The 15,362-nt window shown below is 31.1% G+C and carries 16 protein-coding genes; 15 read left to right on the forward strand and 1 reads right to left on the reverse strand.

Annotated elements, in window-relative coordinates; translation table 11 throughout:
• Nucleotides 1–39 precede the first annotated feature (39 nt).
• The 15 genes from BM549_RS03875 (at nt 40) to BM549_RS03945 (ending at nt 14,497) form a co-directional block, all read left to right on the forward strand.
• On the forward strand, nt 40–264 hold the full coding sequence (locus BM549_RS03875; protein ID WP_290469062.1) for a hypothetical protein: 225 nt from the start codon (nt 40–42) through the stop codon (nt 262–264).
• A gap of 74 nt (nt 265–338) precedes the next feature.
• Nucleotides 339–761: a DUF2452 domain-containing protein gene (locus tag BM549_RS03880; protein ID WP_290469063.1), complete on the forward strand. Its 423-nt coding sequence runs from the start codon at nt 339–341 to the stop codon at nt 759–761.
• A 90-nt stretch (nt 762–851) separates the two neighbouring features.
• On the forward strand, nt 852–1,187 hold the full coding sequence (locus BM549_RS03885) for an arsenosugar biosynthesis-associated peroxidase-like protein (RefSeq protein WP_013869253.1): 336 nt from the start codon (nt 852–854) through the stop codon (nt 1,185–1,187).
• Nucleotides 1,188–1,344: 157 nt separating this feature from the next.
• A complete protein-coding gene (arsS, locus tag BM549_RS03890) occupies nt 1,345–2,409 on the forward strand; it encodes an arsenosugar biosynthesis radical SAM (seleno)protein ArsS (RefSeq protein ID WP_290469064.1) in 1,065 nt (354 codons plus the stop codon).
• Between the two features lie 38 nt (nt 2,410–2,447).
• Nucleotides 2,448–3,137 carry a DUF2064 domain-containing protein gene (locus BM549_RS03895; protein WP_290469065.1) on the forward strand — a complete coding sequence of 230 codons (690 nt, stop codon included), beginning with the start codon at nt 2,448–2,450 and terminating at the stop codon, nt 3,135–3,137.
• Between the two features lie 62 nt (nt 3,138–3,199).
• Nucleotides 3,200–6,391, forward strand: coding sequence for a SusC/RagA family TonB-linked outer membrane protein (locus tag BM549_RS03900; RefSeq protein WP_290469066.1), 3,192 nt, complete (start codon nt 3,200–3,202; stop codon nt 6,389–6,391).
• A gap of 40 nt (nt 6,392–6,431) precedes the next feature.
• Nucleotides 6,432–7,877, forward strand: a complete 1,446-nt coding sequence (locus BM549_RS03905) for a SusD/RagB family nutrient-binding outer membrane lipoprotein (protein ID WP_290469067.1) — start codon at nt 6,432–6,434, stop codon at nt 7,875–7,877.
• Between the two features lie 3 nt (nt 7,878–7,880).
• Entirely contained in the window at nt 7,881–9,215 is a 1,335-nt protein-coding gene (locus BM549_RS03910; protein ID WP_290469068.1) for a sodium:solute symporter, read from the forward strand.
• Between the two features lie 30 nt (nt 9,216–9,245).
• Entirely contained in the window at nt 9,246–10,073 is an 828-nt protein-coding gene (locus BM549_RS03915; RefSeq protein WP_290469069.1) for a metallophosphoesterase family protein, read from the forward strand.
• Nucleotides 10,074–10,092: 19 nt separating this feature from the next.
• Nucleotides 10,093–10,623 carry a rhodanese-like domain-containing protein gene (locus BM549_RS03920; RefSeq protein WP_290469070.1) on the forward strand — a complete coding sequence of 177 codons (531 nt, stop codon included), beginning with the start codon at nt 10,093–10,095 and terminating at the stop codon, nt 10,621–10,623.
• Between the two features lie 2 nt (nt 10,624–10,625).
• The gene (locus BM549_RS03925; protein ID WP_290469071.1) at nt 10,626–11,237 is read left to right on the forward strand and encodes a TIGR04282 family arsenosugar biosynthesis glycosyltransferase; all 612 of its coding nucleotides are present in this window, start codon (nt 10,626–10,628) and stop codon (nt 11,235–11,237) included.
• Complete coding sequence (locus BM549_RS03930) at nt 11,230–12,042, forward strand: purine-nucleoside phosphorylase (RefSeq protein ID WP_290469072.1); 813 nt, start codon at nt 11,230–11,232, stop codon at nt 12,040–12,042. Before BM549_RS03925 ends, BM549_RS03930 begins: the two co-directional genes overlap by 8 nt.
• Nucleotides 12,043–12,104: 62 nt before the next feature.
• A complete protein-coding gene (locus BM549_RS03935; protein ID WP_290469073.1) occupies nt 12,105–12,992 on the forward strand; it encodes a sterol desaturase family protein in 888 nt (295 codons plus the stop codon).
• 8 nt (nt 12,993–13,000) lie between these two features.
• On the forward strand, nt 13,001–13,780 hold the full coding sequence (locus BM549_RS03940; protein WP_290469074.1) for a DUF547 domain-containing protein: 780 nt from the start codon (nt 13,001–13,003) through the stop codon (nt 13,778–13,780).
• Between the two features lie 27 nt (nt 13,781–13,807).
• Complete coding sequence (locus tag BM549_RS03945; RefSeq protein ID WP_290469075.1) at nt 13,808–14,497, forward strand: TIGR04283 family arsenosugar biosynthesis glycosyltransferase; 690 nt, start codon at nt 13,808–13,810, stop codon at nt 14,495–14,497.
• 17 nt (nt 14,498–14,514) lie between these two features.
• On the opposite strand, the gene BM549_RS03950 is transcribed toward BM549_RS03945, so the two are convergent.
• A complete protein-coding gene (locus BM549_RS03950; RefSeq protein ID WP_290469076.1) occupies nt 14,515–15,273 on the reverse strand; it encodes a metallophosphoesterase family protein in 759 nt (252 codons plus the stop codon).
• Between the last annotated feature and the right edge of the window lie 89 nt (nt 15,274–15,362).

Here is a 15,362-nt window from a genome sequence, read left to right on the forward strand (position 1 = left end):
TTCTATTTTTTACTTTTAACAAATTAAATTTTAACACATATGGAAACCCTACTAGTTGAAGCTCAAGAATTTGAGGATATGAAAATGAGTCACATGTCTACTAGCGATCGCGTAGAAGCATCAAGAAAAGCAAAAACAATTATTTTAGGTTTAAACGAATTCTACAAAAAAACTAAAGATTCTAGCATCATGGATGTTATGAAACGCGTTACAGAAAAAAAGAAAAAGATTGAAAAACGTCTTAACGGAAGACCTACAGTTTAATGAAATTATAAATTTTTGTATAATGGGTTTAGTATTGCTTTGCAGTATTAAATCCATTATTTTTTTTTAAATAAATGAATAAAAAGAAAAAACCAGATAATATTGTTTTTAATGAAGAGACACAACAATACGATGCCTCTTTAAAACCTTATGCAACAAATGTTGGTGCGCCAGCTATTACTGCAACAGAGAATATTACTTGGAAAAATAAAAATATATTAAAAGCCAATAAACAAATTGAAGCTAAATATCTTGAACTACAAGCAGAGTACAAGAAAATGATGCAAGAACTAGAATACAATAATCTAGTATATAACGCTAAATTTAATTTCGAACCAATTATTGGTAATACTTACCATTTATATAGAGACAAAAAAAAACAACCTTTTTTATCTATAATCCCACCAAACGAATGTAATTTCGATTTTATTGGTAGCTTTTATTTGAATTCCGAATTAATCTGGAAAAAAACAAATAATACAAAAGCTATAAATTAAATACTAAAATAAATCTTTCACCTGTTAAGAAATCTATTTACTTCCGACTATAAATTCTAGAGTTATATCTTAGCATAAATTCAAACTACAATGAGTAAAACATATTACGATCCTGCAGACCTTAGAAAATTTGGAAAAATTAGCGAATGGAATCAGGAGTTAGGTGACAAATTCTTTGATTACTACGGTAAAGTTTTTGAAGAAGGTTCACTAACTGCAAGAGAAAAATCTTTAATTGCATTAGCAGTAGCACACACAGAGCAATGTCCATATTGTATAGACGCCTATACAAAAGATGGCTTGCAACGTGGTATTACAAAAGAAGAAATGATGGAAGCACTACATGTTGGAGCAGCTATAAAAAGTGGAGCAACTTTAGTTCATGGTGTTCAAATGATGAATAAAGTGAACAAATTAGAAATGTAATTTAAGCAAGCATTTATATTTTACTATATAATAAAGTACATTTAAAGATTACAGAAGTAATTGTAAATCAACTTTAAATTTTATAATCTTTAAATTCCTCAAAATCCACAAAACTAATCACAGTAATTTTACGTAAACATTACAGTAAAACTAAATAATGGGTAAACTAAAAACACAATCGCTACAAAAAAGAGATAGTGATTTAGCAAATAGTAATAGACAATTAGAAATTTTATCTAATGGTATTTTTGGTAGTGGAGAATTACCAACTTTTAAAACTAAAATTGCTGAAACCAATCAATTTCCTTTAAAAGCAAAAAAACTTGAAATCCTTCAAATAAATGTTGGGTATATGTGTAATCAAGTTTGTGAGCATTGCCACGTAGACGCAGGACCAGACAGAAAAGAAATAATGACGCGTGAAACTATGCAACAAATTCTAGATGTTATAAAAGTCACTGGTGCACATACTTTAGATTTAACTGGTGGCGCTCCAGAAATGAACCCAAATTTTAGATGGTTTGTTGAAGAAGCTGCAAAAGTTGGTGTTAAAGATTTTATTGTACGCTCTAACTTAACCATTATTAGAGCCAATAAAAAATATTACGATTTACCAGATTTCTTTAAAAAACACAACATTCATGTTGTATCCTCTATGCCACACTGGACCAGAGGAAAAACAGATAAGCAACGTGGTGAAGGTGTTTTTGACATGTCTATTAAAGCCTTGCAAGAATTAAACGATCGTGGATATGGCATGCCAGATAGCGACTTAAAACTAGACTTAGTTTACAACCCTAATGGCGCCTATTTACCAGGAGATCAAGCAACCATGGAAAAGGACTTTAAAAAAGCCTTAATGGAAGATTTTGGTATTAGTTTTCATAATTTATTTGCCATAACTAATTTACCAATTTCTCGCTTTTTAGATTATTTAATTGCTAGTGAAAACTACGAAGATTATATGTATGCTTTAGTAGAAGCTTATAATCCTGCTGCTGTAGAAAATGTAATGTGTACAAACACTTTATCTGTAAGTTGGGATGGTTATTTATTTGACTGTGATTTTAACCAAATGTTAGACTTACCAGTTAATAGTAAAGCAAAACATATTAGTGAATATAAAGAAGAATTATTAGAAGGTAGAAACATTGTTATCTCACAACATTGCTACGGTTGTACTGCTGGTGCAGGAAGTAGTTGTCAAGGTGTTGTAGCATAAATTAAATCCACTTTTTTTTGTAATTACGAAAACAATAAATGAGGCAAAAAACAGCAATATTAATATTTGCAAATTCTGCAAAAGCTGAAGGTTTAAATAAACCTTTTAAAAAGTCTACTGTCTTATTTAACGCTTTAAATTCTCAAATTAAAAATAAAGTAAAACAAACCAATTTACCATATTTTATAATTACAGAAAAAGAGCAAATTGGCGATACTTTTGGATCTCGTTTTACAAACGCCATACAATTTGTTTTTAATAAAGGATTCGATAATATTATTACCGTAGGTAATGATACGCCACATTTACAAAAAAAACATATACTAGAAGCTAATAGAAAACTTAAAAGCAATAATAATAGCTTGGTTTTAGGTCCATCTCAAGATGGTGGTTTCTATTTAATGGCAATAAAAAAATCTTTATTCAATTCTAAAGATTTTTTAAATCTACCATGGCAAACTGCTTCGTTAAATAATAGAATATTAAAATTAATAGGGCTTAAAAAAGTTAAAATCTCATTATTAGAGAGTTTAATAGATATTGACTCTACTAAGGATGCGAGTACTATTTTAAATAGTTTTAGAAATCTGCCTGTATTAATAAAAAATATTTTATTTCAAATTATTGCTTCAGCTAAAACTATAGCAAATTTTCAGTTTCAGTTTTTTAAAACAATAAAAAACACATCAAATTACAATAAAGGCTCACCGTTTATATTTTCAACATAAAATAAGAAACACTACCAAAACTGTTTCTAAAACAAACTAATTTGAAAATATAAACTAATTAAATGAAACACATTTACATATGTGCCTTGCTACTAATTTCAAGTTTTAGCTTTGCACAAACTACAATTACGGGTACTGTTACCAGTGCTAACAGTGGAGAAACTCTACCGTTTGTAAATATTATTACAGCAAACAATCAAGGAACAATCACTAACGAAAATGGAAAATATTCTATTATTGTTGACGATAATACAAACTTAATTCAATTCTCTTTTTTAGGTTATAAAACACAAGTTATACCTATTGAAAACAAAACAATAATTAATGTTGAACTTGAAGAAGATGCCTCGGCATTAGACGAAGTTGTTATTACAGCATTAGGTCTAGAACGTGAAAGAAAAGAATTAGGCTACGTTGTACAATCACTAAAATCTGAAGGTATAAATGAAGTTAAGTCTGTTAATTTTTTAGATAATTTAGCTGGAAAACTAGCTGGTGTAACAGTATCTCAAGGCGCTACAGGTGTTGGTTCTTCTTCTAAAATCACCATTCGTGGTGAAGCTTCATTTTCTAACAACAATCCATTATTTGTTGTAGATGGCATACCTATAAATAACAATACTGTATTTAATTTTACAAATGAAGCCGCTGCAGGTTTTCAAGAAATAGATTTTGGAAATGGTGCTATGGAAGTTAATGCAGACGATATTGAAGAAGTTTCGGTTTTAAAAGGACCAAGTGCTGCCGCACTGTATGGTACAAGAGCTTCAAATGGTGTAATTGTTATTACTACTAAAGACGGTAAAAAAACTAAAGGTTTAGGCATTAGCATAAATTCATCATTATTTATAGACACGGCATTTAGACTGCCAGATTTTCAAAACTCATACGGTCAAGGTAACTCTGGTATGTTTGAGTTTGTAGATGGTCTTGGCGGAGGCACAAATGATAACATAAGCTATTCTTGGGGTCCAAGGTTAGATGCAGGAATATTTGTTCCTCAATTTGATAGTCCTGTACTTTTAGAAAACGGAAACATTGTTCGTGGTGGTGATACTGCATTATATAATGGTGCAATGATTACTCCAACCGAATTTAAATCAAACCCTGACAACCTTAAAGATTTTTACGAAACTGGTGTTACTACCATAAATAATATTGCTATTGCAAATGGTTTTGAAAATGGTGATTATAGGTTGTCTTTTACAGATTTAAGAAGCGAATCTATAATTCCAGGTGTTAATTTAGATAGACAAACTGTTGCTGTAAAATTAAATTTTCAACCTACAGAAAAAACAACCTTTTCATCATCTATTGCTTATACTAATTCAAGTAGTGACAATAGACCTTCAAATGGTTATGGTAGTGAAAACGTAAACTACTCTCTTGTTGCTTGGGGACCGCGAAGCTTAAATATTAATAACCTAAAAAATTATTGGCAACCTGGACTAGAAAATGTACAACAATACTCGTTTAATTATACTTTTTTCGATAATCCATACTTTATTTTATACGAAAATCGAAACGCTTTTAACCGTGATCGTGTATTTGGAAACATTGCTTTAAAACACAATTTCACTAACAATTTAAGCTTGCAAGTAAGAACCGGCATGGACTACTCTAGTGAAAAAAGAGAACTGCGTCGTGCTTTTTCAAGCAACCGCTTTAAAAATGGTGCTTACGCAGAGCATGATGTTAACTACAGAGAGATTAACACAGACTTTTTACTAAATTATAATACATTTTTTGGCGATTTTAAAATAGATGTTTCTTTAGGTGGTAACCGCTTAGACCAAACTGCATCTACAAAACAAACACAAACAGTTAATTTAGCACAACCAGGTATATTTAGTTTAAATAATGCCGCATCACCAATAGAAGTGTTTCAATACAAATCTAAAAAACGAATTAACTCATTATATGGTATTGCTAAATTTGGCTACAAAGATTATTTGTTTTTAGATATTACTGGCCGTAACGATTGGTCTAGTGCATTAGCAACACCTTTTTCGGCAAATCAAACTTCATTTTTCTATCCTTCGGTTTCAGCAAGTTTTATTTTATCTAATGTAACCATGTTACCAGAAAGCATTTCATTTGTAAAACTAAGAGCGAGTGTTGCACAAGTTGGTAACGATACTGGCGCTTACCAAACTTCTGGTGCATTTGTATCACAAACGCCGTTTAATAGCGAACCTACATTTAGTAATCAAAACTTTATACCAAATAGTAATTTAAAACCAGAAAGCACAACGTCTTACGAGTTTGGTGCAGATTTACGCTTTTTAAACGATAGGTTTAGAATTGACTTTACATATTATAATGCAATTACTAAAGATCAAATAATTTCTTTACCAATTCCTATTTCTTCTGGTTATGCTCAACAAGTTGTAAATGGTGGTAAAGTAACCTCTAAAGGTGTAGAAATTATTGCCGGATTAACACCTATTAAAAGCAATAACTTCACTTGGAATACAACGTTTAATTTCGCTACAAATACAGCTACTATTACAGAGTTACCTCAGGCAGATGGCCGTTTAACTTTAGCTTATAGCAGGATTTACGATTCTCAAAACCAAACCGTTTGGTTTCAAGTTGAAGAAGGCGGACGTATTGGTGATTTTTATGGTACAGGTTATTTAAAAAATGAAAATGGAGATTTTATAATAGATGATAACGGAAACTATATTGCAGATAACAACTTACAAAAACTAGGTAATTACAACCCAGACTTTACCTTAGGATGGAATAACGATTTTAAATATAAAAATTGGACCGCTAGTTTTTTATTCGATTGGAGACAAGGCGGCGAATTAGTTTCTAGAACAAGTGCTTTAGGTAATGTTGGTGGCCAATTAGCCGAAACAGAATACAGACCTGAAGAAGGTATTATTGCGCAAGGTGTTACCCAAACCGGAGAACCTAATACTGTCGCTATTTCTGCCGAAAGTTATTACAGACAATTTTACGATAGAAATCATGAAGAAAATAATGTATATGATGCTTCATACTTAAAATTACGTCAATTTTCAATTGGTTATGGTTTTAAACTAAGCGATGGCTTTTTAGGGTTAAAAGAAGGTGGCACCATAGATTTATCTTTAATAGGAAGAAACCTTTTTGTAATAACAGAAAATCCACATTTTGACCCAGAACAATTGGCTGTACAAGGCAATGGTTTTATTAGTGGTGTTGAAGATATGAGCTATGCAACTTCACGTAGTTTTGGATTAAAAGCTAGTTTAAATTTTTAAAATAATTTTCGGGTAAAACGAAAAACTAAAATTCACAATAATGAAAAACACATTATATATATTCAGTCTTTTTATACTTGCTTTTACAACAAGCTGTACAAAAGATTTCGAAGACATAAATACCAATCCCAATGCTCCAAACACTGTACAACCTAGTTTATTATTACGTCAAGTAATATATAATTTTGGAGACGAAATGAGCTATGAAGGTTTTGTAGCTGGCGATTTATTATCACAACATAGAACGGCTTTAGATTTTAATTTATTTGATCGTCATGCCTTAAAATCACCTCAATTAGGTGGAAATCCTTGGCCAATTTTTTATACCAACTTAAGAGATAATGAGATTATTTTAAACCAATCAAGAAGCATTTCTACATTTCAAGTTTACGAAGGTCCTGCATTAATTTTAAAAGCATACATGGCTGCAGGATTAACAGATTTGTTTGGAGATGTGCCATATTTTGAAGCGTTTAACGGTATTAATGGTACAGTAACACCGGTTTACGATAGCCAAGAGTCTATTTACACAGAAGATAATGGTATCCTACAAAATTTAGATAATGGTATTGCTGCAATACAAAACTATTCTCAAAACATTCCTTTAGAAGGCGACATATTATTTAATGGCGATTTAAATGCGTGGGTGAAATTTGCAAATGCATTAAAGATTAAAGCTTTACTTAGAATTTCAGATAAAATAGACGTAGCTACAGAAATGCAAACCATAGTAAGTGAAGGAAACTATATAACCACTAATGATGAAAATGCTGTTTTTAACTTCACAAATTCAGATCCTAACAGCTTCCGTTTAGCACAATTACGAATTGGAGACTTTAATAATTTTGTGTTATCTGAAACTATGGAAAATATTCTTTTAGATTATAGTGATTCAAGAATAAGTACTTTTTTTAGACCATTTGCAAATTCAAATTCAGAAGAATTTAATGGGCTAATTAATGGTATTGATGCCTCTTCAACCTCTATTGCTTTAGCCGATTATTCTTTAGCAGGAACAGCTTTTAGAGAAGATACTTCGGTTTTAGATGCTAATTTTATTACCGCCTGGGAAGTACAATTTGCACTTGCCGAAGCTGCCCAAAAAGGATTAATAACAGCCAACGCAGAAGAATTATATAATAACGGAGTCGCTCTTGCTTTTGAGTATTGGCAAACCGAAATGCCTACAGATTATTTAACAGGAAATGCTGCATTTAATGCTCCAGGAACAACGCCGCTACAACAAATTATTACTCAAAAATGGATTGCCAATTTAATAAATGGTTACGAAGGTTGGATAGAATATCGCCGTACAGGATTTCCAGAACTTAACCCAATTTCGGCAAGTTTAAACAACAATTTAATTCCGGTAAGAATGCCTTATCCTGCAGAGGAAGAAGCTTTAAATGCAGAAAACTACCAAGCAGCAGCAAGCGCAACAAACGACAACAGTATTAACTTCCCAGTTTGGTGGGACGAAAATTAAAATATGAGTACAGAAATATGGCAATGGGTTTTAGTAGTAGGATCAAGTTTAATCTTGTTCCTACTTTCGCCATTGGCAAAAACCAGCGACTCTTTTTTTAAAGCAAACCATAATAAAAAATCACCAAATGTATTAGTACTTACTGGAAGTTTAATTATCTCATGGATTTTTGCCAAAAGTATTACTAATGCTGCTAATTTAGGTTTAGACTTTGGTTTAGTTGGTGGTATTGCTTACGCTGGTTATTACTTAAGTTTTGCAGTTGCTGGTGTTTTAATTTATAAACTAAGAACTAAAGGTGGTTTTAATAGTATTCATGAATTTTTAACCAGTAAATATGGGCGTCGTGCAGTTGCATTATTTTCAATATTAATAATCATTCGTTTGTTTAATGAAGTTTGGAGTAATACTATGGTTATTGGCTCATACTTTGGTGTGCAAGGTTCTACACCTTACTTTACTGCTATTATTGTATTTACATTATTAACATTAGCCTATGCTATTAAAGGAGGTTTAAGCAGCTCTATTTTTACAGATGTTATACAAATGGTGTTGTTTTCAATTTTATTAATAATTATTTTATATAGTATTTTTTCTGTAGAAAATTTTTCGGCAAGCCAAGTAATTTCATCAGGAACTTGGAGTTTTGAGTTAGGCTTAAACCTCTTTTTTGCAGCCATTTTACAATCGTTTAGCTATCCTTTTCATGATCCTGTTTTAACAGATCGTGCATTTATAAGTACACCTAAAGTGACTTTAAAAAGTTTTCTTTGGGCAAGCGTTCTAGGTGGTTTGTGTATTATATTATTTAGCATTATTGGTATTTATGCGCAAACACAAGGTTTTAAAGGTCAAGCCGCTGTAGAGGTTGGCAAAGCTTTTGGTGTTGTTATTTTATTAGTTATTAATTTTATAATGATAACTTCTGCTGCATCAACATTAGACTCTACATTTTCATCATTTTCAAAATTATTAGCAGTAGATTTAGGCTTCGGAAAAAACATTTCTTTTGGTAGGCTAGCCATGGTAGCAATTGCTATTTTAGGTACTATTCCAATATTTTTTAATGCCGAAATCCTTTCAGCAACTACAATTTCAGGAACAATGGTTATTGGCTTAACTCCAATATTTCTGTTTTGGAATGTAAATGTTCCAAGGTTAAGCTTCTATTTAAGTGTGGTTTGTGGTCTTGTTTTTGGTTTTTTATTAGTATTTAATGCTTTTCCAGAATCTTTAATTTTTACAACAGGTAAATATGCACAATTATTGTGGGTAAATATTTGGGGTATTTTAAGTTGTATCGTATTATACTTTTTGCCAAAAGCTTTTTTAAAATAATAAACTTTCTGTTTTATAGCAGAATTATATATGAATAAAAAAATAAACAACATAGGAACATTAAAAGGTAAAGTATTACTTTTTGGTGGCGTTTACAGTAATCTTCAAGCACTTGAAGCATTAAAAGCAATTGCCGAAAAAGAAGAAATTCCTGCCGAAAACTGTATTTGCACAGGAGATATAGTTGGCTATTGCGCACAACCTGAAGAAACCGTACAGTTATTTAAACTTTGGAAAGCTAATAGTATTTTAGGTAATGTAGAAATACAATTAATTGAAAATGCTGAAGATTGTGGTTGCGATTTTACCGAAGGCTCTCGATGCGATGGCTTTTCAAAATTATGGTATCCTTACGCACAAAGTTTACTTTCTAAAAGTTCTATAAACCATCTTGAAACTTTCCCAGATCACATTGTTTTTGAATATGCTGGCAAAAAAATCAGCGTTGTACATGGTGATTACTTTAATGTTTCGGAATTTATATTTAAATCTACTTCTTGGCAAAAAAAAGAAGAGACCTTTAATGCAACCCAAAGCGATGTTATAGTTGCTGGACACTGTGGTTTGCCTTTTTATCATGAAGAAAACAATAAGTTATGGCTAAATCCAGGTGTTATTGGTATGCCTGCTAACGATGGTTCGCCTCAAGTTTGGTATGCTATTTTAGATGACACTAACGGAGATTTGAAATTTAAACACCATAACCTCGACTATAATTATAAGCTTACTAATAAGCTTATGCAAAACGGTTTATTACCAGAAGAATATGCCCGAACTATTGTTACAGGAATTTGGGATAATACCGAAATTTTACCAGCAGTAGAAAGTGGTTTGCAAGGTTTTGGCATCACACTTTAATTGATTAAATTACAGTACCATGAAACACGTTATACTTATACTAATTGCTTTATTTTCTGTAGAATTATCTGCACAAAAAACTATAGACGATTTGCTAAAACAGTACAACGATAATGGTGTACCATATATAAGTGTAGAAGAATTAGCAATGCCTAAAACCAATGCTATTATTTTTGATACACGTGAACCAAAAGAATATGAAGTCAGCCATTTAAAAAATGCTGTTTGCGTTGGTTACGATAATTTTGATTTGGCTTCAATTGAAAAAAAATACCCTAATAAATCCGAAAAAATAGTAGTCTATTGTTCGCTTGGTATTCGCTCTGAAACTATAGGCGAAAAACTAAAAAAAGCAGGATACACAAATGTTTATAATTTATACGGTGGTATTTTTGAATGGAAAAATAAAGATTTTACTGTTATAGATTCTCAAAATAACGAAACAGAAAACATACATACTTTTAGCAAAACGTGGAGTAAATGGCTTAAAAAAGGTAAAAAAGTGTTTAAAAAAGATGAAAAACAACCTAAAAACTCTAAAAAGCAATAAAAATGCGTAAGAATCTTATAATAACCTTTACACGTAATCCAGAGTTAGGAAAATGTAAAACACGTTTAGCAAAAACTATTGGAGACGAAGCAGCATTACGAGTTTACAAATATCTTTTACAGCATACAGAACAGGTTATTAAACAAGTTGATGCAGATAAAGCAGTCTATTATTCTGTAAAAATTAGAGAGAACGATTTATGGGATGCTTCAGTATTTCAAAAATACCAGCAAGTTGGAGACGATTTAGGTATTAGAATGCAAAACGCATTTAAAAATGGATTTGACAACAACTACCAAAAAATAGTAATTGTTGGTAGCGATTTATTTCATTTACAACCGCAACATATAGAAGACGCTTTTAAAGCCTTAGATAGTAATGATGTTGTAATTGGTCCAGCAGAAGATGGCGGTTATTATCTATTAGGCATGAAAACATTACACACTTCGGTTTTTAAAAATAAAAATTGGGGAACAGAAACTGTTTTTAGCGATACAATTTCTAACTTAACAAACCAAAAAATTCATTTATTAGAAACATTAAATGATATAGATTTATACGAAGATTTAGAACATATTAAACCACTACAAAATATTATAAAAAACAATGATTAAATACATAAAAAAAACAGTAGAATACTTAAAAGAGAAAGGTTTTAATAATCCTGAAGTTGGTATTATTCTAGGTACTGGTTTAAGTAAAATTACAGATGAGCTTGAGGTTATTGAAGAGGTAAGTTACAACCACATTCCACATTTTCCAACTGCTACTGTAGAGTTTCATAAAGGAAAACTTATTTATGGTAAACTAGAAGGTAAAACTGTAATTGTTATGCAAGGTAGGTTTCATATTTACGAAGGTTACACCTTACAAGATGTAACATATCCTGTGCGTGTAATGGAAAAACTTGGCATAAAAACGCTGTTAGTTTCAAACGCATCTGGTGCAATAAATTTAGACTTCAAAAAAGGTGAATTAATGTTAATTGACGACCATATTAACTTACAAGGTAGTTCGCCATTAGCATTTAAAGGTGTTGAAAAACTTGGAGAACGTTTTACAGATATGAGTGCGCCTTATGATGCAGAAATAAATTCAAAATTTGAAGCCATTGCAAAAGCCAATAATATTAAACTTCATAAAGGTGTTTATGCTAGTGTTGTTGGACCTCAACTTGAAACCAGAGCAGAATATAGAATGCTAAAAATTATTGGTGCAGATGCTGTGGGCATGAGTACGGTTCCCGAAATTATTGTTGCCAACCATTTAAACTTAAAAGTTGCTGCCGTTTCTGTATTAACAGACGAGTGCGACCCTGAAAACTTAAAGCCAGTAAATATTGAAGAGATTATTGCTATGGCAACAAAGGCAGAACCTAATATGATTACATTATTTAAAGAATTAATTAAAAGCTTGTAAGTAGATAGACATAAATGCGTCGAAACTAACACAGCTTAATTTGCTATGATCTTTAGTGATATATGAAAAGATATATAGATATAATAAAAAATGCGTATTCTGGTTATTGGAATTATCTTAAAAACGAGATTATAACCATTAACCATTGGGATAACTTTTTTTATGGCCTAATTGTAATTTCAATTCTAGTTTGGATATTAGAAATTGCATTTCCATGGCGTAAAGACCAATCTATTTTTAGAAAAGATTTTTGGTTAGATACGTTCTATATGTTCTTTAACTTTTTTCTTTTAAATTTAATAGTACTCATCGCATTAACAGATACTGCTGCAAACTTTTTTGATGATATTTTAGGCTTAGTTGGACTCTCTATTGCTAACTTTCAATTGTTTGATGTAGACGAGTTACCATTGTGGTTAGGCTTACTTATCTTTTTTATAGTTAGCGATTTCACACAATGGAATACGCATAGACTACTGCATCGTGTTCCGTTTTTATGGAACTTTCATAAAGTACATCATAGCGTAAAAGAAATGGGCTTTGCTGCACACTTACGCTACCACTGGATGGAGCCAATAGTTTATAAATCTTTACTCTACATACCAATTGCAATAATTGGTGGTTTTGACGCTAAACACGTGGCTATTGTTCACTTTTTTAGCATAACCATTGGACACTTAAACCATGCTAATCTAGGTTGGGATTATGGTGTTTTAAAATACGTATTTAATAACCCAAAAATGCACATTTGGCATCACGCAAGAGAATTGCCTAAAAAAGGAAGTTACGGTGTGAATTTTGGCTTAACTTTAAGTCTATGGGATTATTTATTTAACACAAATTACGTACCTTATAATGGTAAGGATATTGAGTTAGGATTTCATGGAGATGAAGACTTCCCAAAGGATTTTGTTAGTCAGGAATTGTATCCTATAAAATTTAAAAAATAAATCTATTTATGAAAAAGTTACTTTTTTTAGCTTGTGTTGCTTTAACCTTAAACAGTTGTTTTTCGGCTAAAGGTTTACCAGTAAAAACAGTGGATACTGTAAGTAAAAATTCACAAACAGAAAGCACAAAAACTACACAAACAGTAGATCATGCTCAGTTTGATGCTTTGCTAAAAAAATACGTCGCTAAAATTGGCGATGTAGATTACAAAGGTTTTAAAAATGATAGCGATAAATTAAACAGTTATATTAATTACCTGGAACAACAAACACCGTCTAAAGCTTGGAGTGTAGAAACACAACTAGCTTATTTTATTAATGTTTACAATGCCAATACCATAAAACTTATAATAGAAAACTATCCTACAGAAAGCATTAAGGATATTGACAAACCATGGTTAAAAAACAGATTTAAAATAGGTGATAATGAATTTTCTTTAGCGGGATTAGAAAATGGAATTTTACGTAAAATGAATGAACCTAGAATACATTTTGCTATTAATTGCGCATCAACCTCATGCCCAAAATTATTAGATGAAGCTTATACTGAAGCTAATGTCATGGCATTAATGGAGCGTGCCACAAAAGAATTTATAAACAACAATTCTAAAAACCAAATAGCTTCAGATAGCATTAAAATTTCTGAAATATTTAAATGGTATAAAAGTGATTTTACTGAAAATGGTTCTGTTATAGACTATATCAATAAATACAGTGATACCAAAATAAACGCCAATACCAAAGTAGAGTATTTAGATTATGATTGGAGTTTAAATGAACAAAACTAAACAGCTAATTATTTCGTAAATGATTCTATGATTAGCATAGTAATTCCTATTTTAAACGAAGCAGACAATATTGAAAATTTACTTTTTCATTTAATTGATAATGCTTCATTACAAAACATTCAAGAAATAATTGTTGTCGATGGTGGCAGTACAGATGGTTCTCAAGAAATTGTAAGAAACCTTGATTTAAAGGTAAAGCTTATAAACTCTGAAAAAGGAAGAGCCAAACAAATGAATACTGGAGCAAAAATGGCTTCTGGTGAGATTTTGTACTTTTTACATGCCGATTCTTTTCCGCCAACACATTACGATAAATATATTATAGAAGAAGTAAAACAGAATAACCAAGCTGGTTGTTTTCGCTTAACTTTTAACAACAACCATTGGTGGTTACGTTTAGCAAGTTGGCTTACACAATTTAAATGGCGTGCTTGTCGTGGTGGTGACCAAAGTCAATTTATAACAAAAGCCTTGTTTGAAGATATTGGTGGTTTTGATGAAAGCTATATTATTTATGAAGATAATATTTTAATTAATGAACTTTATAAACGCAACGAATTTGTTGTGATTAATAAAAAAATTGAGACATCAGATAGGTTATACAAACGTCACGGTATTTGGAAATTACAATACCACTTTTGGGCTATTTATGTAAAAAAATGGTTTGGTGCTAGTGCCGAAGATTTATGTGCGTATTATAAAAAACACATTGCTTAAATATTTAGCATAAAAAACTAGTGCGAATCGTTAAAAGATTTTGGGTTTCTTCCTTTTTCATTAGCATACATTTTTTGCACCTCATCACTTTGTATTACAGCTTTTGTATCTAAATTTATAGCAGAAACTTTTCCTGTAAAAGCAGCGCCTGTATCTACATTCCACACATTTATAGCTTGCATTGGTTCTGTAGAATTAAATCGGGTTGTTGGTGTATGCCCAATATAAATTTCTTTGTAGTGTTTTAATCTGTTTGGATAAAGTGCTGAGTCTTCTTTTATACGCTTATCCATAACTAAAGCCATTTCCCAAAGTGTTCTATCTGTATAAAAACTTTTTTCAAAAACTTCTTTTTCTACACCATGCATAGAAGTAAAACCAGCATGTAAAAATAAACGGTTGTTATGGTCTATAAAATAAATTTTCATGTCTTGAAAAAACTCAAGATGTTTCTGTTTTTCTTTTTCCGAAAAACCATTATAACTCTCCACAGTATCTTTTCCTCCATGCATTAACCAAGCGTCATTAGTAGCTCCAGATTTTAACCATTTTTCGCACCAAACATCATGATTTCCTTTTATAAAAACACAATTATATTTTTCAGAAAAATTAATTAAATATTGAATAACTTGAGCCGATTCGCTCCAACCATCTACATAATCTCCAAGAAAAATAAAGTGATCGTTCTCTTGTATTTCAATACGCTCTAATACTTGTTTTAAAGCTTTTAAACCGCCATGAATATCTCCAATGGCAAATGTTCTATGTAATTTCATAATTATAATTTATAACAAGTTATAAATATTATCATTCTAATACTAAAAACAAAAAATGAAAGATTAAGAAAATTTATAGAAAAGGTTAA

Source organism: Lacinutrix sp. MedPE-SW, assembly GCF_001874145.1.
GTDB lineage: Bacteria > Bacteroidota > Bacteroidia > Flavobacteriales > Flavobacteriaceae > Lacinutrix.

Excerpts from the sequence above, each read along its gene's own strand:
- BM549_RS03875 (WP_290469062.1), top strand. The coding sequence starts at position 40 with ATGGAAACCCTACTAGTTGAAGCTCAAGAATTTGAGGATATGAAAATG.
- BM549_RS03880 (WP_290469063.1), top strand. The coding sequence starts at position 339 with ATGAATAAAAAGAAAAAACCAGATAATATTGTTTTTAATGAAGAGACA.
- BM549_RS03885 (WP_013869253.1), top strand. The coding sequence starts at position 852 with ATGAGTAAAACATATTACGATCCTGCAGACCTTAGAAAATTTGGAAAA.
- arsS (WP_290469064.1), top strand. The coding sequence starts at position 1,345 with ATGGGTAAACTAAAAACACAATCGCTACAAAAAAGAGATAGTGATTTA.
- BM549_RS03895 (WP_290469065.1), top strand. The coding sequence starts at position 2,448 with ATGAGGCAAAAAACAGCAATATTAATATTTGCAAATTCTGCAAAAGCT.
- BM549_RS03900 (WP_290469066.1), top strand. The coding sequence starts at position 3,200 with ATGAAACACATTTACATATGTGCCTTGCTACTAATTTCAAGTTTTAGC.
- BM549_RS03905 (WP_290469067.1), top strand. The coding sequence starts at position 6,432 with ATGAAAAACACATTATATATATTCAGTCTTTTTATACTTGCTTTTACA.
- BM549_RS03910 (WP_290469068.1), top strand. The coding sequence starts at position 7,881 with ATGAGTACAGAAATATGGCAATGGGTTTTAGTAGTAGGATCAAGTTTA.
- BM549_RS03915 (WP_290469069.1), top strand. The coding sequence starts at position 9,246 with ATGAATAAAAAAATAAACAACATAGGAACATTAAAAGGTAAAGTATTA.
- BM549_RS03920 (WP_290469070.1), top strand. The coding sequence starts at position 10,093 with ATGAAACACGTTATACTTATACTAATTGCTTTATTTTCTGTAGAATTA.
- BM549_RS03925 (WP_290469071.1), top strand. The coding sequence starts at position 10,626 with ATGCGTAAGAATCTTATAATAACCTTTACACGTAATCCAGAGTTAGGA.
- BM549_RS03930 (WP_290469072.1), top strand. The coding sequence starts at position 11,230 with ATGATTAAATACATAAAAAAAACAGTAGAATACTTAAAAGAGAAAGGT.
- BM549_RS03935 (WP_290469073.1), top strand. The coding sequence starts at position 12,105 with ATGAAAAGATATATAGATATAATAAAAAATGCGTATTCTGGTTATTGG.
- BM549_RS03940 (WP_290469074.1), top strand. The coding sequence starts at position 13,001 with ATGAAAAAGTTACTTTTTTTAGCTTGTGTTGCTTTAACCTTAAACAGT.
- BM549_RS03945 (WP_290469075.1), top strand. The coding sequence starts at position 13,808 with ATGATTAGCATAGTAATTCCTATTTTAAACGAAGCAGACAATATTGAA.
- BM549_RS03950 (WP_290469076.1), bottom strand. The coding sequence starts at position 15,273 with ATGAAATTACATAGAACATTTGCCATTGGAGATATTCATGGCGGTTTA.